Source organism: Bradyrhizobium sp. B097 (assembly GCF_038957035.1).
Classification (GTDB): Bacteria; Pseudomonadota; Alphaproteobacteria; order Rhizobiales; family Xanthobacteraceae; genus Bradyrhizobium.
Window position 1 is genome coordinate 3,287,431 of the sequence record NZ_CP152412.1, and the last position, 21,667, is coordinate 3,309,097.

Sequence of the window (21,667 nt, forward strand, 5' to 3'; positions counted from 1 at the left end):
CGCTAGCAGCCACGGCAAATGCCCTTGATCTTGCGGTCGACGATCGCGTCTTCCTGATCGATGATCTGCTGCGATGCCGACGCCGCTGCCGGAATGTCGGCGGCGCGCGGCTGGCGATGACCGACCGGCGCCGACCATGGCCGCGTCGCGGTTTCATTTGATGCAAATGGACTGGCCGCCTGGACCGTCGCCTGTGCGAAGCCGGAGGTCGTCACTGCCACGGACAGGATTGCAGCCAGGCCAAGTCCTCTGCCGAGTCGCCGAAGATCGATCATGAGAATCTCCATACCGTCATCGCCGCGTTCGCGCGCGGCCTTGATGAAATGGAGTGCCTCTCGCGTTCTGGTATTCCCCGGTCCATCGAACGTGATGAGGCCGCTCGCGGTTCGGTGATCGCGCGTGATGAAATAATTATCCGGCGTCCACAGTCATTGGTCACAGGAGCCGAGCTTGGTCGGCTTCATCCACGTGTGGAGAAACCCGATGACCAAAATGACCTTCGTGACGCTTGCTCTGGTTGCGGCAGCTGCGTTCTCGGCTCAGGCCTCGGCCGCCAGCAACAATGCTGCGGTGCGGCGCGCCCATGCTTCGATGACGACGACAACGACGACGACGCCGGTCAGCAGCAAGACGACTGATTGCGTGCGCGCGCCGAACGTCGGATCGTTCGCAACCGCGCCCTTCACCGAGCCGCCCTGCATGCCCGGCACGATGCGCTGACCACGCGCAGCGGAAAGCCCCGGACCCCCGGTCCAGGGTTTCCCGGGCGATGCGATGTCGCCCGGAAGTGGCCGCGGAATGGGCGTGACCCACCTCACAGCAAGGCCAGTGCGATCGTGCGAAGTGTGCGGCGTCGGAGCTGGCGCATGGTGCCCCGGCCCGAGTTCAAGGAGACGTCGCATGACACGCAATTCGCTTCTTGCCTTCGCTGCCGTTGTCGCGTTCGGCGTTACCGCGCTGAGCTCCGCGCAGGCCGGCGGACTTCACATGGCGCCGCCGAAGAATGTGGGCGCGAAACTGCCCCCGGGCGGTTCGGGCGGTCCGCATCGCCAGCCGGTCGATCCGCCGCCCTATCTCGGAACTGATTACAGCGGTGACAGTGCCGGTGGCAGCGGAGGTGGCGGATATCTCGGCGACCCCAACCATCCCGGCCACGAGCAGTTCTGAAACAGCAACGGCCCCGAATTTGGTTCGGGGCCGCAGTCTGCTGGTGGATCGGATCCGGAGTTACTCCGGCTTGCCGATCGATACTTTCAGCGTGCCGACGCCGTCGACGCCGCATTCGAGCTTGTCGCCCACCTGCAGCTGCGAGACGCCGGCGGGCGTGCCGGTCATGATGATGTCGCCGGCGGCGAGCTTCACCTGCTGCGAGAGCTGCCAGATGATCTCAGGCACGTTCCAGATCAATTCGGTGAGGTCGCCCTTCTGCGCTTCCTTGCCGTTGACGGTGAGCCAGATCTTGCCGCTGGAGGGGTGGCCGATCTTCGAGGCAGGCTGGATCGCGGAGCAGGGCGCGGAATAGTCGAACGACTTGCCGATCTCCCAAGGCCGCTCCTTCTTGCGCGATGCGATCTGCAGGTCGCGGCGGGTCAGGTCGATGCCGACGGCATAGCCGTAGACATGCTCGAGCGCCTTGTCGGCGGGAATATTGAGCCCGCCGCTCTTCATCGCCACCACCAGCTCGACCTCGTGATGCAGGTCCTTGGTCAGCGGCGGATAGGGGATCGTCGCACCGTCCGGCACCAGCATGTCGGCATGCTTGCCGAAGAAGAACGGCGGCGCACGCTCGTCATTGCCCATCTCCCTGATATGCTCGAGGTAGTTGCGGCCGACGCACCAGATGCGGCGGACCGGATAGGTGCCGGATTCGCCGACGACGGGGAGCGAGGGCTGCGGGGGAAGCGGAATGACGGTGGAGGCGGCGTTCATGAACGGGTCCCGGAGGGTTGAAGGAGGGAGCGCGGGCCGTATTTACGCGGTTACGGCGCTGGGGGCTAGGGGCCGCGGCTGCACCAGGCGCAGACGTGAGGCCAGCTTTCCGCCGGGCGCGGCCGCCCTTGGCCGGCGAGAGCGGTGACGCCGATGCGCAGATGGCTTTCGGTCGGCCTTGCGCTGGTTGCCGCGGTCTTGTTCGCCTCCGCTGTTCGCTTTTTTGTGGTGACCCCGGAACGGATCGACCGGGGGCAGAACAAGATCCAGCGCGTGGCCGTGGATATCACGCCCGCCGCGCAGGCCTTGCAGGCGACGCTCGATGTGGCGGACATGCATGCGGACAGCCTGTTGTGGAAGCGCGACCTGATCGCGCGATCCGATCGCGGCCATATCGACCTGCCGCGGCTGATCGAGGGCCGCTACGCGTTGCAGGTGTTCTCGTCGGTCACCAAGTCGCCCGAGGGCCAGAACTATGATGCCAACGCTGGCGACACCGACACGATCACGAACCTTGCCATCATCGATCTGCAGCCAATGCGGACGTGGTTCTCGTTGCTGCAGCGCTCGCTATGGCATGCCGAGAAGCTGCACAGCTTCGCCGACAAATCCACTGGGCGGCTTCGCGTGATCACGACACCGGCGGAGATCGATCGCCTGCTCGCGGATCGCAAGAGCGGCATGACGGTGGTTGGCGGAATGCTGTCGATCGAGGGCCTGCACGATCTCGAGGGCAACATCGACAATCTCGACGTGCTCTACGCGGCCGGATTCAGGATGGCCGGTCTCGCGCACTTCTTCGACAACGACGTCGCCGGCTCGATGCACGGCGTGGCAAAGGGCGGCCTGACGCCGCTCGGCCGGCAGGTGGTGCAGCGGATGGAGGCGAAGGGAATGATCGTCGATCTCGCCCATGCGAGCCATGCGGCGGTCGCCGACGTGCTGGCGATGGCGACGCGTCCGGTGGTCTCGAGCCATGGCGGCGTTCAGGCGACCTGCAAGGTCAACCGCAATCTCACCGATGATGAGGTCCGGGGTGTCGCGCGGACCGGCGGCGTGGTCGGCATCGGGTTCTGGCAAGGCGCGGTCTGCTCACTCGATCCGAACAACGTCGCGCGGGCGATTGCCCATGTCCGCGACCTGGTCGGTATCGACCATGTCGGCCTCGGCTCGGATTTCGACGGCTCGACCACCACGGGATTCGATGCGAGCGGGATCGCCGCCGTGACCCAGGCGCTGATGTCGAGCGGGTTCTCCGAGGACGACATCCGCAAGGTCATGGGCGGCAATGTCCTGCGCGTGCTGCGCGCAGGCCTTGTCGCCAAGGACGAGAAGGGATGAACCTCAGCCGGTGGCGCTGATCGGCGCCAATGCCAGCGGCGACGGGTCGTGGTGATGCTGCAGGCGGAAGAACGAGGCATAGCGGCCGCCGCGGCGCAGCAGATCCTCGTGACGTCCGCGCTCGACGATCTCGCCGCCCTCGACCACCAGGATTGCGTCGGCGTGCATGATGGTGTGCAGGCGGTGCGCGATCACGATCGTGGTGCGGCCCTGGCAGAGATGCTCGATCGCCTCCTGCACCTGCTTCTCGGACTCCGAGTCGAGCGCGGCGGTGGCCTCGTCGAGCAGGATGATCGGCGCGTTCTTGACCAGCGCGCGGGCGACCGCGATGCGCTGGCGCTGGCCGCCGGACAGTTGCGTGCCGTGTTCGCCGACCGGCGTGTCGTAGCCGAGCGGGAAGCTCATGATGAAGTCGTGCGCGCAGGCGGCCTTGGCGGCGTCGACGATCTCGGCCTCGGTGGCGCCCGGCTTGCCGAACGCGATGTTGGCGCGGATGGTGTCGCGGAACAGATAGACGTCCTGGCCGACATAGGCGGTTTGCCGGCGCAGCGACTTGCGCGAGACTGACAGGATCGACTGTCCGTCGATCAGGATGTCGCCCTCGCGCGTCTCGTAGAAGCGCAGCAGCAGGGCGAGCACCGTCGATTTGCCGCCGCCGGAGGGACCGACCAGCGCGGTGACCTTGCCGGGCTCGGCCATGAAGCTCAAGCGGTTCAGCACCGGCTCACCGGGCCGATAGGCAAAGCTGACGTCGCGCAGTTCGATCCGCGCATCGGAGAGCTTGAGCGCCGGCTTGTCGTCGTCGGCCTGCTCGCTGGCGGGACTGTCGACGACCTCGAGCAGCATCCGCGCGCCGACCAGCTGGCTGTTGAGGTCGATGTTGAGCCGCGCTAGGCGCTTGGCCGGCTCGGTCGCCATCAGGAAGGCGGTCAGGAACGTGAAAAACTGGCCCGGCGTGGAACCGAGCGCCACCACGCTGTAGCCGCCATACATCAGGCAGCCGGCAACCGCGAAGCCGCCGAGCATCTCCATCAGCGGGTTGGAGCGGTTGGCGACATGCGCCATCTTGTTGGCGTTACGCTCGACGATCGCGATGTTCTCGTCGATCCGCTGCTGCATGGTGCCTTCCAACGTGAACGCCTTCACGGTGCGGATGCCCTGCAGCGATTCCTGCATCGTCTCCATGATGTCGGCAGTGCCGGTGAACTGGTTGTAGGCGAGGCCCTTGATCCGCTTCACGAGCTTGCGCAGCACCAGCATCGCCGGCGGCACCGCCACGAGCCCGATGAACGACATTAGCGGGTCCTGCCAGACCATGACGGCGACCATGCTGATCAGCATCAGGAAGTCGCGGCCGATCGCATTGACCAGCATGTTGAGCACGTCGGTGATCGACTTGGCGCCGGCGGTGAGCCGCGCCAGGAATTCCGAGGAGTGCCGCTGCGAGAAGAAGCCGATGCTTTCGCTCATCAGCTTGGCGAACAATTGCCGCTGGTTCCGCGCCAGGATGGCATTGCTGATCTTCGACAGGATCACCATGTGGCCGTAGGTCGCCACGCCCTTGATGAACAGCAGCGCCACCGTGACCCCGGCAAACATCGCGATGCCCGGGATGTTCTTGTCGACATAGGCCTGGTTGATCACCTGGCCGAGCACGTAAGTGGCGCCGGCCGTCGAGCCGGCCGCAACGGCCATCAGGGCGAACGCCGTCAGATAGCGCCGCCAGTAGGTGATCCCCTGTTCCGTGACCAGGCGGCGAATCAGGATCGCCGCGCCATAGGGATCGTCGGTAATTTTCTTTGGAAACTGAGCCATCCGCGTTCCATTGACGGCGGGCAGCGCCGGCCGTCAGGGTTGCGGACCTCCTTGCCCGCTTGGCGGGGCTTTTTCAAGCACAATAACTGCTTGATAACGGCTTGATTTTTAGGCCGATTCTGCCTGTCGGGCGGCGCCCCCGCGCTCCCGGAACAACTTCTCCTCCCAGGCCAGCGCGTGGCTCGCGATGGTCTCGAGATCGTCGTAGCGCGGGGTCCAGTCGAGCAGCGAGCGGATCCGGGTCGTATCGGCCACCATGGTCATGATGTCGCCGGGCCGGCGCGCGGCATAGGCGACCGCGAAATTGCGCATCGAGACCCGGCGCACCGCCTCGATGGTCTCGAGCACGGAATAGCCGCGGCCGTAACCACAGTTCATCGTCACCGATTGCCCGCCGGCGCGCAGATAGGACAGCGCCGAGCGATGCGCCTCGACGAGGTCGCTGACATGGATGAAGTCGCGCACGCAGCTGCCGTCCTGGGTCGGATAGTCGGTACCGAACACGTCGATCTTGGCGCGCTGGCCGGTCGCGGCCTCGACCGCGATCTTGAGCAGATGGGTGGCGCCGATGGTGGCAAGACCGACGCGGCCCTTCGGGTCGGCGCCGGCGACATTGAAGTAGCGCAGCACGACGTAGCTCATGCCATGGGCGGAGGCGACATCGTGCAGCATGATCTCGGTCATCAGCTTCGACGAGCCGTAGGGCGACAGCGGACGCGTCGGCGCGATCTCGGGCACCGGCACCTGGTCCGGATTGCCGTAGACGGCCGCGGTCGAGGAGAAGATGAAGCGGTTGACGCCGCCCTTCACCGCCGCGTTGAGCAGGCTGCGCGTCGTCATGGTGTTGTTGCGGTAATAGCCGAGCGGATCGCGCATCGAGTCCGGCACCACGACAGAACCTGCGAAATGGATGATGCTGTCGATGCCGTGCTGTGCGATCACGCCCTCGACGAGGTTCTCGTCGCCGGCATCGCCAATGAACAGCGGAACACCTTCGGGCAGGAACGCGGAGAAGCCGGTGGAAAGATTGTCGACGACGACGACGCTCTCGCCGGCATCGACCAGCGCATGAACCATGTGACTTCCGATATAGCCGGCACCGCCGGTCACAAGCACGGTCATGGATAGAGCTCTCCCGATATCTTTAACGGGCGATGCTAGCGGGAGTGCGGTGAAGAGGGGGTTTCGCGGCGGCCGAACTGGCCACTATGCTTAATGTTGCGTATAGGAACTGGCACGAAACGGAGACTTGCGTGCCGATCGAGAACACACCTGCCGGCGAGCTCGTGCTCATCGTGCCCAATCTGCACCGACGCTATTCGGGTGTCACCGCGACCAATCGCATGGTCGCGCCGAAGCTTGCCAAGATGTTTCGCGCAGGCTGGCTCGGCTCGCATCGGCCGGACGGCATCGACGCGATCGGATTTGTCGATCTGATGCGGCTGTGGCGGCGCGCGCGGCCGCTGATCTGGCACGCGCGACGCAATAACGAGATGATTGTCGGGCTCGCGCTGCGCGCGCTCGGCTGGCCGCTGAAACTGCTGTTCACGTCTGCCGCGCAGCGTCATCACTCCTGGCTGACGCGCTGGCTGATCCGCAACATGGATGCGATCATCGCGACCAGCCCGCTGTCGGCCTCCTATCTGAAGCGCGACGCCACCGTGGTGATGCATGGCGTCGACACCATCAGTTATGCGCCTCCGGCCGATCGTGCGAACGCCTTCGCCGAAAGCGGATTGCCGGGGCGCTATGCGATCGGCTGCTTCGGGCGGGTGCGCGCGCAGAAGGGCAGCGACGTGTTCGTCGAGGCGATGTGCAGGCTGCTGCCGCACTATCCCGATTTCACGGCCGTCATTGTCGGCGCGGTGGTGCCGGAGCAACTGGCCTTTGCCAATGAGCTCAAGCGGAAGATCGAGGCCGCCGGGCTGCAATCGCGCATCATCATCGCCGGTGAATTGCCGATCGAGGATGTCGTGCGCTGGTACCAGCGGCTGACGATCTACGCCTTCACCTCGCGCAATGAAGGTTTTGGCCTGACCTTGATCGAGGCGATGTCGGCAGGCGCGGCGCTGGTGGCCGCGCGCGCCGGCGCCGCCGAGTTCGTGGTCGAGGACGGCACGACCGGCGTGCTGACGCCGCCGGGCGATGTCGACGCGCTGGTGGCGGCACTCGAGCCCCTGATGCGCGATCCGGCCGCGGCCGCTTCGATGGGGGCGCGGGCACGCCAACGAGTTGTGGATAAGTTCAGCCTCGATGCGGAGGCGAAGGCGATCGCGGCGGTCTATCGCGCGCTGATCTGAGCCAGCACGCGCTCGGCTATCCCGACGACCTCTTCGGGGGCGATGTCGCGCATGCAGCGATGGTCGTTCATGGTGCAGACCGTGCGCTGGCACGGCTGGCACGGCAGCTTGCTTTTGGTCTGCCGCACCGTGGCGGCGAGGCCGTTGAGGGGCGCCCAGAGATAGGGGTCGGTCGGGCCGAAGATGCCCATGGTCGGGGTGCCGATCGCGGCTGCGATGTGCATCAGCCCGGAGTCGTTGGTCACAGCGACGCTGGCCGCGGCCATTGCCAGCACGCCGTTGCGCAGATCGGTGCCGGTGAGATCGCGGACCCGCGCGCCGCCGACAGCGGCGATCTCCTGCGCCAGCGCCTTCTCGCCGGGGCCGCCGACCACCCAGACGTCGAAGCCGTGTTCGGCGAATAGCCGGGCGGCTTCCGGATAATAGGTCCAGCGTTTCGAGACCCCGACCGAGCCGGGTCCGAGTGCGATGGCCGGACCGGTGCCGAGGCCGTTGGCCTGCCGCCATCGGCCGACCTCGTCGGTGGGAACCCGCAGCTGCGGCACCGGCCATTCGGGCGGCCGAGGGGTGCCATCGGGCAGCGCCAGGATGGCGTTCTTGTCGATGAAGCGCGGCTGCTTCTTCTCGCCCCATCGCATCGCGTTGATCAGGCCGAACCGCGCCTCGCCGAAGAAGCCGACCCGCTCCGGGATGCCCGCCAGGGCCGGCGCGATGGCAGCCTTCCAGGTGCGCGGCAGCACCAGCGCGGTGGCGTAATTCCGAGCCCGAAACTCGGCCGCCAGCGCCCGCTGCCGGGCCAGGGCCAGCCGGCTGCGCGGCAGGTCGAACACGACGGCGGCACGGACCCCGGGCATATAATCCACCAAAGGGGCGCAAAGCCTAGATGTCAGGAGGTCGACCGGCCGGTTGGGCCAGCGCTTGCGGAGCACCCTGACCACGGTGTGGCCGCGCACGAAATCGCCGATCCAAACATAGGGTACGACGAGGATCGGTCTGGTATCCTCGGTATCCTGGGTTTCGATGTCAGATATTGAATCAATATTCATTTCTAAACAGGCCAAAGCCGGATCGGCGCGGCCAAGTCGGTAACCGGTTCGCGATGTGAGGTAAAGCCGTCGTTGCCTGTGGCGCGGGAGTGGGGCAAAGCTGGCGGCTGCAAAGGAATCTGGCGGGATTTCATCATGTTTCTGGTAACCGGGGGCGCCGGTTTTATCGGATCGAACGTCGTGGCCGCGTTGAATGACGCCGGGCGCAGCGACGTGGCGGTCTGCGACATTCTTGGGGACGACGGCAAGTGGCGGAACCTGGCCAAGCGCCAGATCGCCGATTTCGTGCCGCCGGCTGAGTTGATGGCTTGGCTGCAGGGCCGGCGGCTGGATGCCGTCCTCCATCTCGGTGCGATCTCGGAGACCACTGCGATCGACGGCGATCTGGTGATCGAGACCAATTTCCGGCTCTCGATGCGGCTGCTCGATTGGTGCACCGCGACCGGAACCCCGCTGATCTATGCCTCCTCGGCGGCCACCTATGGCGACGGCGACCAGGGTTTTGACGACGACGGTTCCGTTGAGGCGCTCAAGCGTCTGCGGCCGATGAACCTGTACGGTTGGAGCAAGAACCTGTTCGATCTCGCCGTCGCCGAGCGCGCTGCGAAAGGCGAAGCTCTGCCGCCGCAATGGGCGGGGCTGAAATTCTTCAACGTGTTCGGCCCGAATGAATATCACAAGGGCACGATGATGAGCGTGCTGGCGCGCCGCTTCGACGACATCAAAGCGGGCCGCGTCGTGCAGCTGTTCAAGTCGCATCGCGAGGGCATCGCCGACGGCGATCAGCGCCGCGACTTCATCTATGTCGACGACGTCGTGCGGGTGATGATGTGGCTGGTCGCGACGCCGCGGGTCTCCGGCCTCTTCAATGTCGGCACCGGCAAGGCGCGCAGCTTCAAGGACCTGATCGTCTCGGCCTACGGCGCGCTCGGCCTTAAGCCGAACATCCAGTATGTCGACATGCCCGAGCAGATTCGCGGCAGTTACCAATATTTCACCCAGAGCGTCGTCGATCGTCTCGGGCGCGCCGGATACAATGGCGGCTTTACGCAGTTGGAAGACGCGGTCGGAGCCTATGTGAACGGCTTTCTCGATCGCGCGGATCGCTATCGCTAGAGCGGATGACGGTGACTGATGTTCGATTTTGAAGCGATCTCGCGTGCAATGTCCGGCCAGACCGTGCTCTGCGTCGGCGACCTCATGCTCGACGAGTTCGTGTATGGCGAGGTGTCGCGGATCTCGCCGGAGGCGCCGGCGCCGGTGATCGCGGTGAGGCGCAGCGAGATCAATATCGGCGGCGCCGGCAACGTCGCGCGCAACATCGCCGCGCTCGGCGGCCGCTGCATCTTCGTCGGCCTGATCGGCGAGGATGCCGCCGGGACGGTGCTGACCGAGGCGCTGGCGAAAGAGGCGGGGATCGAGACCGTGCTGGTGCGCGACGCCGCGCGTCCGACCACGCGCAAGGTGCGCTTCGTCTCGGAACAGTTCTCGACCCACATGCTGCGCTCCGATTGGGAGCTGGCCGCGCCGGCCGCGCCCGCCATCGAGCAGCAGCTGATCGACGCGATCCTGCCGCACCTTGCGCGCGCCGACATCGTGCTGCTGTCCGACTATGCCAAGGGCGTGCTGACCGCGCGCGTGATCCGCAATGTGATCGACGCCGCGCGCCAGGCGGGCAAGCGCGTGATCGTCGACCCGAAGAGCGCCAATCTCGCGATCTATCGCGGCGCGACCGTATTGACGCCGAACCGGAAGGAATTCGCCGAGGCGACCCGCAGCCGCGCTGACAGCCAGGACAGCATCGCGCAGGCCGCGCCCGACGCGATGGTCCTCGCCGATTGCGAGGCGATGCTGGTGACGCAGGGCGAGCGCGGCATGACGCTGGTGACGCGGGACGGCGGTTCGATCCACGTGCCGGCGCTGCCGGTCAAGGTGCGCGATGTCTCCGGGGCCGGCGATACCGTCGCTGCGGCACTGGCGCTGGCGCTGGCGGGTGGTGCCGACTGGGACGGCGCGCTGCGGATCGCGAGTGCCGCAGCCGCGGTCGCGGTCGGCAAGACCGGTACCGCGACCGTCAAGGCCACCGAATTGCGGCGAAGGATCCTGCCGCACGCTACGTTGGCTGCCGAGGACAAGATCGTTCTGGCCGGCGGCGATGTCGACGCGTCTCTCGAGGAATGGCGCAGGCAGGATCTGCGGATCGGCTTCACCAATGGCTGTTTCGACATCCTGCATCCCGGCCACGTCAAGGTGCTGACCGCCGCGCGCAGCGCCTGTGACCGCCTGATCGTCGGATTGAACAGCGACGCCTCGGTGAAGCGGCTGAAGGGCGAGGGGCGTCCGGTGCAGAACGAGCGCGCCCGGGCCGAGGTGCTGGCGGCGCTGGAAGCCGTCGACCTCGTCGCAATCTTCGAGGAGGACACGCCGATCAACCTGATCACGAAGGTGCGGCCGAGCGTGCTGGTCAAGGGCGGCGACTATACCCGCGAGCAGGTGGTCGGCCACGAGATCGTCGAGGCCGCCGGCGGCGAGGTCGTGCTGGTCGAGATCCTGCAGGGCCATAGCACGACGTCGCTGGTTGCCCGCGCCCGTGAGGGCAAGGCGTGAGCGCGAGCATGGCATCCCCGGCAGGCGCCGCGGCGTGCCCGGCCTGGCGCGATCCGGCGCGCTGGCAGAGCACGACCGATGTGGTCGCGGTCCTGATTGCGGTGTCGCTGCCGTGGTCGACCTCGCTGGTCGGCATCTTCGGCGTGGTGCTGCTGATCTCGATTGCGCCGACCGTCGACCTGCGGGCGTTCTGGACGCTGCTGAAGCGGCCGATCTGCGTGGCGCCGATCGCGTTGTTTTGCCTCGCGCTCACCGGCACGCTCTGGTCGGACGCCGCCTGGGGCGCGAGATTCTACGCGATCGGGCCGACCGCAAAGCTCTTGGTGCTTCCCGTCCTGCTCTATCACTTCCAGCGCTCGAGCCGCGGGACATGGGTGTTCGTGGCTTTCCTCGTCTCCTGCACGCTGCTGATGCTGATGTCGTGGCTGGTGCTTGCCTATCCCCACCTCGCGCTGCGAGCGCCGGCCCCGGGCGAGCAGGGCGTCTTTGTCAAGAACTACATCGACCAGAGCCAGGAATTCACGCTGTGCGCGGTCGCGCTGGCCTATCCGATCGTGATGCTGTTGCGGGCCAATCGCGTCCTGCCGGCTGTGTTGTTGACCGGGATCGCGCTCAGCCTGCTTGCCAACATGGCGTTCGTGGTGGTGTCGCGGACGGCGCTGGTGACCATTCCGATCATGTTTGCGGTGTTTGCGCTACTGCATCTGCGCTGGCGCAGCATCGCCCTGATCCTGTGCGGGGCCGGCGCGTTGTTCGTGGCGGCGTGGTACGCCTCGCCGCAACTGCGCGCGACGGCCGATTCATTCCAGCGCGACTACAAGCTCTACATGGAGCGCAACGAGCCGACGTCGCTTGGTTTGCGGCTCGAATTCTGGCGCAAGTCGCTCGGCTTCTTTGCCGAGGCTCCGGTCGTCGGCCACGGCACCGGCGCGACGCGGGGTCTGTTCGAGCGCGTCGCGGCCGGCGGTGTGAACCAGGCGTCCGCCGAAGTGATCGGAAACCCCCACAATCAAACGTTGAACGTCGCTGTGCAGTGGGGCATTGTGGGTGTAGCGATACTGTACGCGATGTGGCTGCTGCACCTGTTGCTGTTCCGCGGCGACGGTCTCGTCAACTGGATCGGGCTTCTCGTCGTGGTACAGAATATTTCAAGTTCGTTGTTTAATTCACACATCTTCGACTTTCATGAAGGCTGGATGTACGTGCTGGGCGTCGGGGTTGCAGGCGGTATGGCGTTGAAGGGGCGATTGGGGACGGATATGGAACCCGAGCCTCCGATCCGTCCATGATCGCTGGCAAGGGCTCCGCAGATACGCTACAGCCTGCCAATGTCTCGTCGCCAACTCCCAGTTGCCAGCAACCCGTCCGTTAGATGACGCGCCTTTCACAATTCACCCTGCGCAACTTCCTGATTCTGGCACATGACGCGCTGGCGACGACGTTTGCGTTGCTGGCGAGCTTTTATCTGCGCTTCGAGGGCAGCCTGCTTACCGATCGGCTGCCGCATTTGCTGCGCATTCTGCCCTGGTTCGTGCTGTTCAGCATCGTGGTCAGCTATTTCTCCAATCTGACCACGGCGAAATGGCGCTTCACCTCGCTGCCGGACGCGGTGAACATCCTGCGGGTCGCAGCGGTGCTGACGCTGGCACTGGTCGTGGTGGACTACGTCTACTTCTTCACCGGGGCGAATTCGCCAAGCCCGGTGTTCCTCGGCCGCGTCACGATCATCCTGTTCTTCTTCCTCGAGGTGTTCGCGCTGAGCGCGCTGCGCCTCGGCTATCGCTACTTCCGCTATTCGCGCACACGGCTTCATGCCCGATCCGACAATGCCGCGTCGGCGCTGCTGGTCGGACGCACGGCCGACGCGGAAGTCGTGCTGCGCGGCATCGAGAACGGCGCCATCAAGCGGCTCTGGCCGGTCGGCGTGCTCTCGCCGTCGGCCGCGGACCGCGGCCAGATGATCCGCAACATTCCCGTGGTCGGCGGCGTCGATGATATCGAAGCCGTGATTCGGGATTTCGAGAGCCGCCAGCGGCCGATCAAGCGCGTGATCATGACGCCCTCGGCCTTCGAGCCGGATGCGCATCCGGAAAGCGTGCTGATGCGCGCCAAGCGGCTCGGTCTGATGGTCAGCCGCCTGCCGTCGCTGGAGGGCGGCGATACGCCACGGCTCACCAATGTCGCGGTCGAAGACCTGCTGCTGCGCCCGAGCCAGAAGATCGACTATGCGCGGCTCGAGACGCTGGTGAAGGGCAAGTCCGTCATCGTGACCGGCGGCGGCGGCTCGATCGGTGCGGAAATCTGCGAGAGGGTGGCGACCTTCGGCGCGGCGCGTCTCTTGGTCGTCGAGAACTCGGAGCCGGCGCTCTATGCGGTCACCGAGGCGCTGTCCGCGCGCGACAGCGGCCCCGAGATCGAGGGCCGGATCGCGGACATCAGGGATCGCGAGCGCATCACGCGCCTGATGAGCGAGTTCAAGCCCGACATCGTGTTCCATGCCGCGGCGCTCAAGCATGTGCCGATCCTGGAGCGCGACTGGAGCGAAGGGGTCAAGACCAACATCTTCGGGTCCGTGAACGTCGCCGACGCGGCGCGTGCTGCGGGCGCGAGCGCCATGGTGATGATCTCGACCGACAAGGCGATCGAGCCGGTGTCGATGCTGGGCCTGACCAAGCGGTTCGCCGAGATGTACTGTCAGGCGATGGATCATGACCTGATGGCCGAGGCCAGGGGCAAGTCGCACATGCGGCTGATCTCGGTGCGGTTCGGCAACGTGCTGGCGTCCAACGGATCCGTGGTGCCGAAATTCAAGGCCCAGATCGAAGCCGGCGGACCGATCACGGTGACCCATCCGGACATGGTCCGTTATTTCATGACGATCCGCGAAGCCTGCGATCTCGTGATCACCGCCGCGACGCACGCCATGACGCCGGCGCGGCCTGACGTCTCGGTCTATGTGCTGAACATGGGGCAGCCGGTGAAGATCGTCGATCTCGCCGAGCGGATGATCCGCCTGTCGGGCCTGCAACCGGGTGTCGACGTCGAGATCGTGTTCAGCGGCATCCGTCCCGGCGAGCGGCTGAACGAGATCCTGTTCGCAAGCCAGGAGCCGACGCTCGAAATCGGCGTTGCCGGCGTCATGGCCGCCAAGCCGAACCAGCCTCCGATGTCGACACTGCGCAAGTGGCTCGCGGCGCTGGAAGATGCGATCGAGAGGGATGACCGCGTCACCATCCGTGCCGTCCTTCAGGACGCCGTGCCCGAGTTCGGGTCGAATGCCGCCTGACCGCGTCGTCCTGCGGGCGATCAGGCAGCACCGTTTCGAAAGCCATTGATGCCCAGTTCTCGAAAAGTCGTGGTCGCCAGCCAGCATTATCCGCCGGACCACAGCACGACCGCCGCGATCATGTCCGCGATCGCCGAACGGATCGCGCAGGAGGCGGACGTGGTGGTGGTCTCCGGGATGCCGGGCTCGGCGCGGGCGCCGGCGCCGGGGCGGCCCGTCGTCGTCGAGATCAGGAACTGGCTGCCGGGCAAGGCGGCGCTGATCAAGCGCGCGCTGGCCGAGGCGCTATTCACCGGACGGATGTTCTTTGCGTTGTTGTCGCGGCTGCAGCGCGGCGACGTGGCGCTGACGGTGACGGCTCCCTTCGCGCTTCCCTACGCGGTTGCCGCCGCGGCAAGGCTGAAGGGGGCCAAATCTGCGTTGATCCTGCACGATTTGTTTCCGGATGTTCTCGTGATGGCCGGCCTGCTGCGGCCGTCCTCGCTGGTTGTGCGGGCGATGCGCGCGATCAACGCGCTGATGTTTCGTGCCTTGAACGCCGTCATCGTGATCGGCCGCGACGCCGAGAAGCTGCTGCTGCGCTACCGCGGCATGACACCGGACAAGATCAGGTTCATCCCGAACTGGGCCACGCTCGACCCCGGCGATCGTCCCGTCAGCCCCGATAATCCGTTTCGCAAGGCGATCGCCGCCCGCTTCGTCGTCGGCCTGTCCGGCAATCTCGGCTTCACCCACGATCCGGACATCGTCTTCGGGGCCGCGCGGCTGTTGCGCGACGAGCGCGATATCCATTTCCTGCTGTCGGGATGGGGCATGGGCTTTGCGCGGCTGAAGGAGATGCAGGCCGAGGCGCAGCTCGCCAACGTCACGCTGGTCGAGCGCGTCGCGGATGGCGAGCTCGATGCGCTGCTCTCCAGCGCGGACGTCTGGCTCATTCCCTATCGCAAGAACGTTGCTGGTGTATCGGTCCCGAGCCGGTTCTATAATCTGCTCGCAGCCGGCCGGCCCGTCATCCTGGTCTCCGAACCCGAAGCCGAGGCCGCGCTGACCGTCAGCGAAAACCGGCTGGGCTGGGTCGTCACGCCGGGACGGCCCGACCAACTCGCCGATGCGATCAGGATGGCGTCGCAATCGCAGGACGCCGCGATGGCCGAGCGTGCCGTCGCGACCGCGCGGACCTTCAGTCCCGAGCGGGCCCTGTCGAGCTACGCAGCGCTGGTTGCGGAGCTGTTATCCAAAGACGATGTGGAGCGGACAGCATGAATGATCGCCGCCCGACGGTTCTGGTGACGGGTGCGAGCGGCTTTGTCGGCCGCCACGTGGTGCCTGAGCTCGAGCAGAACGGCTGGTTGGTGCGACGCGCGGTGCGCACCCCGCTGCAGGATGCAAACGACGTGGCGATCGGCTCGCTCAGTCCCGCCACCGATTGGCGCGCCGCGCTCGATGGCGTGGACGCCGTCGTTCATCTTGCGGCGCGCGTTCACCAGCAGTCCGATGAGCAGGCGATCGAGCTCTACCGCAACGTCAATATCGAAGGCACGCTGCATCTGGCGCGTTCGGCGGTTGCGGCGGGCGTTCGGGATTTCATTTTTGTCAGCACGATCCTCGTGCATGGGCGCAGCAATTACGGCCGCCCGCCGTTTCGCGAGGACGATGTCCTGACACCGCGCGGCCTCTACGGAAACTCGAAGGCGGCCGCCGAAGTTGGCCTGAAGGGGATTGTGCCGGGCACCGGCATGAGGGTGACTGTGATCAGGCCGCCGCTGATCTACGGCGCCGGCGCGAAGGGAAATTTCGCCCTGCTCAAGCGCGCGGTGATCAATCGCATGCCGCTTCCGCTCGCCTTTGTGAAGAATCGCCGCGCGTTCCTGTCCGCGGAAAACCTGGCGTCGTTCATTCTGTATCGGTTGTCGCGACCGGGAAATGATTTCGACGTCTTTCTGGTGGCCGACCGCGAGCAGGTCTCGACGCGGGAGTTCGTCGAGCGGCTTGCCCGCGCGGCAGAAACCTCGCCGCGTCTGTTCTGGCTGCCGTCGCCGCTCCTGAGAGTGTCGCTCACGGTGGGCGGCCGCAAGGAAGCCTATGACAGCCTGTTCGCCTCGCTTGAACTTGATCTGTCCAAGGTCGCGAGCACCGGATGGCAGCAGCCGATCAGCCTCGATGAAGGGCTGAAGCGCGCGCTGAGCCGAACGGATATCTAGATTTTGTTTTGACGCGTTTTCTTCACGCGAACCGGCATCCACTTCGCTGGTAAGCGCTCTGGCCCGATCAGAACGGTCGCGAGAACCGGCGCAGTTGCCAGGCGACGGCGAGCGCGCCGGCCAGCAGCAGGACGATGTCTGCCACGCGGGAATTGAGGGCGACCGAGGCGAATGCGAGCAGCGCCAACACGACGTTGAGTGCAAAGACCTCGCCGACGACGCGCCACACCACAAATCCATTGTCGGTCGCGCGCTGATAGAAGTGCGAGCGGTGCGCGGACCAGAACGGCTCGCGCCGCGCGATGCGGCGAAACAGCGTGACCGTCGCGTCGGTCAAATAATACAGCGGCAGCAGCAGCGCGGCGGCGAATTGCTGATGCAGGGCAAGCTCGAGCAGGCACCAGCCCAGCAGCAAGCCAATAGGCAGGCTGCCTACATCGCCAAGGAATATCTTGGCCACCGGCCGGTTGAACGGCGCGAAGCCGAGCAGCGCGCCGCACAGCGCCGCCGCGACCAGCGCGCAAGCCGCGGGCACATGGCCGAAGCTGCCGAGCAGGGCGACGGCCACCGTGATCGGCACGGCCTCGGCCGCCGTCATCAGGTCGAGCCCGTCCATGAAGTTGACGAGGTTCACGAACCAGAGGCCGGCGATCAGCAGCAGGCCGCGTTCGAGCCAGATCGGGCAGGCCGGAACGAGCCTGAGATCGGCCGGCGCCGAAAACACCACGGCTGCAACGGCGGCCGCCTGCAGCAACAGCCGCGGGGCGACCGGCAGGGAGCGGATGTCGTCGGCAAAGCCCACCACCGCGATGAACAGGCAGGCCGCGAACACGGTGAATGGTATCGTGAGGTCCGGCGATCCGGCCAGCACGATGACGATCCCGCCCGCCAGCAGCGTGGCTGCGATGACCGCGATGCCGGCGCCCTGCGGCGTTGGAATGCGGTGCGACGAGCGCGCATTCGGCTTCGCCAGTGCCACGCGCAGCAGCAGAGGCCGCGTCGCGCGGATCAGGACGGCCGAGATCGATGCGGCCAGCACCGCTGCGATCAATGACAGGAGGGTCTCGAAACTGCTCATTCTAATTCGGCCACTGCGATCCCGGGACTCACGATTGCGATCCAGGGACTTCGATCGGCTCGGCGCCCTTGGCGGCCTTTTCCGGGCTCAGGATCCACACCAGGCCGCCGAACACACCGACCACGAACGACACCGCGCCGAACAGCAGCGAGATGTTGACGCCTTCGTTCGCGATCAGGCCGGCATAGCCGAAAGCGAGCGCCATCGTGGCCTCGCGCACGCCCCAGCCTGCGATCGAGATCGGCATCATCGTGATCAGCATCACCGGAGGCAACAATTGGAAGATCTCGCCGAAGGTGACTGGGGCCGCGATCGACTTCACCACGCACCAGGCGATCACGACGGTCACCACGTGAATGGCGATCGAAAGGGTCGCGACCCGCAATCCATGCTGGCGGCTGAACAACACCCGGTTCGCGATGACCGCGCAGGCGTGGATGTGGTGCGTTGCCCACCACTGCTTCAGCCAGGGCCACGGCAACAGGCCGATCACGAGGAAGCCAAATCCGGCCGCGAGCGCGGCGATGTCGAGCAGCAGCAACGCCATCCAGCCGTGGGAATCGGAGATCAGCCGGTAGCTCCAGGGCAGCGTGGCCGCGATGACGACGGCGAGGGCGATCAGTCCGACCGCACGATCGACGAAGATCGAATAGGTGGCCGCGCGCCAGCCCGCGCCGGCGCGCGCGACGAGCCAAAGCCGCACGGCATCGCCGCCGATCGAGGACGGCAGGGTCTGGTTGAAGAAGGTGCCGATCACGTTGAAGCGCATCGCCTGCGCGGTTTCCAGCGGCGCGCCGCACTCCACGCTGATCTCGCGCCAGCGCAACACCCCGAGAAATATCTGCAGGAAGGTGACCGCGATCGCGAGGCCGAGCCAGCCCAGGCTCTCGACCTGGATGCGGGAGGCGAGGTCATACAGGTTGACCTTGCGCAGCGAGAAATAAAGCAGCGCAGCCGAGATCAGGATCTTGACGGTCGAAAGCAGGATTCGGCGCATTTCCGTTCGCGCTGCCAGGTTTTCAGAATGTGTCAAAAACAGCGCAAAACGCTTTCGCGCGCCCAAATTCGCCGCCTTGGTATGGTTTCCGCACCGATCTGGCAATACCCGTACTGGTCCCTATTGCGGCAGGTGCGAAGGGGCGGCTAAAGATGCCGGAACGGGGGACGGCCAGCCGTTCACCGGGAGTTTACAAGACCGGTAAGATCCGACCAGACGCGTGGGGGCGCGTGACTGCCCGGATCGTGCCTCCCAGGTAACAGGGCTGCCGGCCACGGCAGCCCGGGCCAATTTGGTGTGCTGCCTGCGGATGGATACGACAGGACTGCCACGACAGGACTTGAGGCATCGATGGATCGACGAATTATCCCCCTGATCATGTGCGGCGGCGCAGGGACGCGGCTCTGGCCGGCGTCGCGCGAGGTGCATCCGAAGCAGTTCCTGTCGCTGTTCGGGGCGCGCTCGACCTTTCAGGAGACGCTGCTGCGGGTCTCCGACGCCGGCCTGTTCGAGCGGCCGATCGTGATCACCAACGAGGCCTATCGCTTCATGGTGCTGGAGCAGCTGGCCGAAATCGGCCGCGAGGCCGACGTGCTGCTGGAGCCGATGCGCCGCGACTCCGGGCCCGCGATCGCGGCCGGTGCGGCATTCGCGCAGAGCCGTGACGGCGAAGCGATCGTGCTGGCGCTCGCCGCCGACCATCTGGTGCGGGATACCCCGGCCTTCGTTGCCGCCTGCCGCGGCGGATTGGTGGCTGCCGAAGCCGGCCGCATCGTGACCTTCGGCGTCAAGCCGGAACGGCCCGCCACCGAATACGGCTATATCAGCCCGGGTGAGGTGGTCGCCGGCGAGGTGCGCGCGGTGGCAAAATTCGTCGAGAAGCCGGATGCCGCGACGGCGGCAGGCTATATCGATGCGGGCTATCTCTGGAACAGCGGCAACTTCATGTTCCGCGCCGGCGTGCTGCTCGACGAGTATCGCAATGTCGATGCCGACAGCATCGCGTCGGTGGAGCAGTCGGTTGCGTCAGCGACGCGCGATCTCGGCTTCGTCAAGCTCGATGCAGCGGCGTTCGGCGCGGCAAAGGCGATCTCGATCGATTACGCCGTGATGGAGAAGACCGCTCATGCCGCGGTGGTGCCGGTGGCGTGCGGCTGGTCCGACATCGGCTCGTGGCGCCAGGTCTGGGAGCTCTCCGACAAGGACAGCCTCGGCAACGCGGCGCGCGGCGCGGCGGTGTTCGAGGACTCCCGCAATTGCAACGTCTCGACCGACCGGGCGCTGGTCGCGCTCGAAGGCGTCGACGACCTCGTCGTGGTCGCGACCCAGGACGCTGTGCTGGTGTCACGCCAGAAGGATGCCAACGGGCTGAAGCGGCTGGTCGCGAAATTGAAAGTGGCGGCGCCGGGGGTGACCGAGAACCACATCAAGGTGCATCGCCCCTGGGGCTCCTATCAGTCGGTCGACAATGGCGACCGCCACCAGGTCAAGCGCATCATCGTCAAGCCCGGCGGGCGGCTGTCCTTGCAGAAGCACCATCACCGCTCCGAGCACTGGATCGTGGTGCGTGGGACCGCGCAGGTCACCGTCAACGAGCTGATCAAGACGGTGCACGAGAACGAGTCGATCTACATCCCGATCGGCGCCGTGCACCGGCTGGAGAATCCCGGCAAGATCCAGCTCGAGCTGATCGAGGTGCAGACCGGCAGCTATTTCGGCGAGGACGACATCATCCGCATCGAGGACGACTACCGGCGCAGCTGAGGCGAGCCGGTTCCCGCGCCGATCGCCGGGCGCGGGACGATGTAACTCTTTGAATCAAAACGTGTCCGGATTTCGCCGTTGGCATTCGCCACATTTGTGACGCCGTGCTATAGCGGCTGCCAACGAAGCGGGGTGATTTGCGCCGGAGGCGCAGATCGGGACGAGGGGCCTTGGTCTGATTCCCTCGGAGCCGGTATGGCTCCCTGAGGAGCCGGGACAACCGCCAGAACGCTACTTGGGGTCTACGATATGAATGCAAAAGTGTCCGCAGCCGGCGCGAGGGCCGATATCGGCCGCGCATTGCGCGTCGGCGTGATCGGCGCCGGCGTAATGGGCAGCAACCATGCCCGCGTGCTGGCCGGATTGCCCGGCGTCGTGCTGATCGGCATCGTCGATCCGCTGCCGGAGCACCGCACGCGCGCCGTCGACCTGGTCGGTTGCCGCGCCTTCGAGAGCCTCGATCAGCTGCTTGCCGAGGGCATCGATGCGGTGACGATCGCAGCCCCCACCCATCTGCATCACGAGATCGCGCTCGCCTGCATCGCGCGCAACATCCATATCCTGGTCGAGAAGCCGGTCGCATCCACGGTCGAAGAGGGTCGCGAGATGGTCGCGGCCGCCGAGCGGGCCGGTGTCACGCTGATGGTCGGTCATGTCGAGCGTTTCAATCCTGCGGTCGCCGCGATCAAGCAGGCGATCTCGGGCGAGGATATCCTGTCGATAGGCATCACCCGGGTCGGCCCGTTCCCGCCGCGGATGTCCAATGTCGGCGTCGTGATCGACCTCGCCGTGCACGACATCGACCTGATCCGCTGGTTCACCGAGTCCGACATCGTCGAAGTGCAGCCGCAGCTTTCGAGCGCGGTCGCCGAGCGCGAGGACATCGCACTGCTGCAGTTCCGCACGGCGTCCGGCGTGCTCGCCCACATCAACACCAACTGGCTGACGCCGTTCAAGGCGCGCAACGTGACGGTCGCGACCCGCGGCAAGTACGTGATGGGCGACCTGCTCACCCGCCAGGTCACCGAATGCTTCGGCTTCAAGCCGGACGGCAGCTATTCGATGCGTCATCTGCCGGTCGGTCACGACGAGCCGCTGCGCGCCGAGCTGATCGCCTTCCTCGATGCCGTGCGCAGCGGCAAGCTGCCGGCGGTGTCCGGCGACGAAGGCGTAGCGAGCCTCGAGATCGCGATCCGCTGCCTGGAATCGCCCGCTCGGCCCGCCGCATCGACGATGCGCAAGGGACCGCGCCGCATCGCCGGCTGATTGCCTTCACTGGCTGATCGTCATTCATTCAACACGT

19 protein-coding genes are annotated in these 21,667 nt (G+C 65.9%); 12 read left to right on the forward strand and 7 right to left on the reverse strand.

The window, feature by feature from the left end; genetic code table 11:
* Positions 1 to 2: 2 nt before the first annotated feature.
* The gene (locus tag AAFG07_RS15200; RefSeq protein ID WP_342727985.1) at positions 3 to 275 is read right to left on the reverse strand and encodes a hypothetical protein; all 273 of its coding nucleotides are present in this window, start codon (positions 273 to 275) and stop codon (positions 3 to 5) included.
* A gap of 208 nt (positions 276 to 483) precedes the next feature.
* Here AAFG07_RS15200 and AAFG07_RS15205 point away from each other — a divergent pair, with 208 nt between their 5' ends.
* Both AAFG07_RS15205 and AAFG07_RS15210 read left to right on the forward strand, forming a co-directional pair.
* Entirely contained in the window at positions 484 to 720 is a 237-nt protein-coding gene (locus tag AAFG07_RS15205; RefSeq protein WP_342727986.1) for a hypothetical protein, read from the forward strand.
* Positions 721 to 900: 180 nt separating this feature from the next.
* Entirely contained in the window at positions 901 to 1,167 is a 267-nt protein-coding gene (locus AAFG07_RS15210; protein ID WP_342727987.1) for a hypothetical protein, read from the forward strand.
* A gap of 60 nt (positions 1,168 to 1,227) precedes the next feature.
* Here the strand turns inward: AAFG07_RS15210 and AAFG07_RS15215 are convergent, their stop codons facing one another.
* Entirely contained in the window at positions 1,228 to 1,929 is a 702-nt protein-coding gene (locus AAFG07_RS15215; RefSeq protein ID WP_342727988.1) for a fumarylacetoacetate hydrolase family protein, read from the reverse strand.
* Positions 1,930 to 2,082: 153 nt separating this feature from the next.
* On the opposite strand from AAFG07_RS15215, the gene AAFG07_RS15220 reads away from it, so the two are divergent.
* Positions 2,083 to 3,270: a dipeptidase gene (locus tag AAFG07_RS15220; protein ID WP_342727989.1), complete on the forward strand. Its 1,188-nt coding sequence runs from the start codon at positions 2,083 to 2,085 to the stop codon at positions 3,268 to 3,270.
* A 3-nt stretch (positions 3,271 to 3,273) separates the two neighbouring features.
* Here AAFG07_RS15220 and AAFG07_RS15225 read toward each other — a convergent pair whose 3' ends face one another.
* Together AAFG07_RS15225 and galE are read right to left on the reverse strand one after the other, a co-directional pair.
* Positions 3,274 to 5,085: an ABC transporter ATP-binding protein gene (locus tag AAFG07_RS15225; protein WP_342727990.1), complete on the reverse strand. Its 1,812-nt coding sequence runs from the start codon at positions 5,083 to 5,085 to the stop codon at positions 3,274 to 3,276.
* Between the two features lie 108 nt (positions 5,086 to 5,193).
* The gene (gene galE, locus AAFG07_RS15230; RefSeq protein ID WP_342727991.1) at positions 5,194 to 6,207 is read right to left on the reverse strand and encodes a UDP-glucose 4-epimerase GalE; all 1,014 of its coding nucleotides are present in this window, start codon (positions 6,205 to 6,207) and stop codon (positions 5,194 to 5,196) included.
* 137 nt (positions 6,208 to 6,344) lie between these two features.
* Here galE and AAFG07_RS15235 point away from each other — a divergent pair, with 137 nt between their 5' ends.
* Positions 6,345 to 7,385: a glycosyltransferase family 4 protein gene (locus AAFG07_RS15235; RefSeq protein WP_342729161.1), complete on the forward strand. Its 1,041-nt coding sequence runs from the start codon at positions 6,345 to 6,347 to the stop codon at positions 7,383 to 7,385.
* On the opposite strand, the gene waaF is transcribed toward AAFG07_RS15235, so the two are convergent.
* Complete coding sequence (waaF, locus tag AAFG07_RS15240) at positions 7,367 to 8,431, reverse strand: lipopolysaccharide heptosyltransferase II (protein ID WP_342727992.1); 1,065 nt, start codon at positions 8,429 to 8,431, stop codon at positions 7,367 to 7,369. The two genes, AAFG07_RS15235 and waaF, sit on opposite strands and share 19 nt — an antisense overlap.
* 135 nt (positions 8,432 to 8,566) lie before the next feature.
* On the opposite strand from waaF, the gene rfaD reads away from it, so the two are divergent.
* From rfaD to AAFG07_RS15270, 6 genes are all read left to right on the forward strand, one after another.
* Entirely contained in the window at positions 8,567 to 9,547 is a 981-nt protein-coding gene (gene rfaD / locus AAFG07_RS15245; RefSeq protein WP_342727993.1) for an ADP-glyceromanno-heptose 6-epimerase, read from the forward strand.
* Positions 9,548 to 9,565: 18 nt separating this feature from the next.
* Positions 9,566 to 11,038: a D-glycero-beta-D-manno-heptose-7-phosphate kinase gene (gene rfaE1, locus AAFG07_RS15250; RefSeq protein ID WP_342727994.1), complete on the forward strand. Its 1,473-nt coding sequence runs from the start codon at positions 9,566 to 9,568 to the stop codon at positions 11,036 to 11,038.
* 8 nt (positions 11,039 to 11,046) lie between these two features.
* Entirely contained in the window at positions 11,047 to 12,327 is a 1,281-nt protein-coding gene (locus tag AAFG07_RS15255; RefSeq protein ID WP_342727995.1) for an O-antigen ligase family protein, read from the forward strand.
* A gap of 83 nt (positions 12,328 to 12,410) precedes the next feature.
* Entirely contained in the window at positions 12,411 to 14,324 is a 1,914-nt protein-coding gene (locus tag AAFG07_RS15260) for a nucleoside-diphosphate sugar epimerase/dehydratase (protein WP_342727996.1), read from the forward strand.
* Between the two features lie 48 nt (positions 14,325 to 14,372).
* Positions 14,373 to 15,587: a glycosyltransferase family 4 protein gene (locus AAFG07_RS15265; RefSeq protein WP_342727997.1), complete on the forward strand. Its 1,215-nt coding sequence runs from the start codon at positions 14,373 to 14,375 to the stop codon at positions 15,585 to 15,587.
* Positions 15,584 to 16,525, forward strand: coding sequence for an NAD-dependent epimerase/dehydratase family protein (locus AAFG07_RS15270; protein WP_342727998.1), 942 nt, complete (start codon positions 15,584 to 15,586; stop codon positions 16,523 to 16,525). Before AAFG07_RS15265 ends, AAFG07_RS15270 begins: the two co-directional genes overlap by 4 nt.
* Positions 16,526 to 16,592: 67 nt before the next feature.
* On the opposite strand, the gene AAFG07_RS15275 is transcribed toward AAFG07_RS15270, so the two are convergent.
* Complete coding sequence (locus AAFG07_RS15275; protein ID WP_342727999.1) at positions 16,593 to 17,603, reverse strand: glycosyl transferase; 1,011 nt, start codon at positions 17,601 to 17,603, stop codon at positions 16,593 to 16,595.
* Between the two features lie 28 nt (positions 17,604 to 17,631).
* Positions 17,632 to 18,600: a lysylphosphatidylglycerol synthase transmembrane domain-containing protein gene (locus AAFG07_RS15280; RefSeq protein ID WP_342728000.1), complete on the reverse strand. Its 969-nt coding sequence runs from the start codon at positions 18,598 to 18,600 to the stop codon at positions 17,632 to 17,634.
* Between the two features lie 351 nt (positions 18,601 to 18,951).
* On the opposite strand from AAFG07_RS15280, the gene AAFG07_RS15285 reads away from it, so the two are divergent.
* Both AAFG07_RS15285 and AAFG07_RS15290 read left to right on the forward strand, forming a co-directional pair.
* Positions 18,952 to 20,364, forward strand: a complete 1,413-nt coding sequence (locus AAFG07_RS15285) for a mannose-1-phosphate guanylyltransferase/mannose-6-phosphate isomerase (RefSeq protein ID WP_342728001.1) — start codon at positions 18,952 to 18,954, stop codon at positions 20,362 to 20,364.
* Between the two features lie 249 nt (positions 20,365 to 20,613).
* Positions 20,614 to 21,630 carry a Gfo/Idh/MocA family oxidoreductase gene (locus tag AAFG07_RS15290; RefSeq protein WP_342728002.1) on the forward strand — a complete coding sequence of 339 codons (1,017 nt, stop codon included), beginning with the start codon at positions 20,614 to 20,616 and terminating at the stop codon, positions 21,628 to 21,630.
* The last annotated feature ends 37 nt before the right edge of the window (positions 21,631 to 21,667 follow it).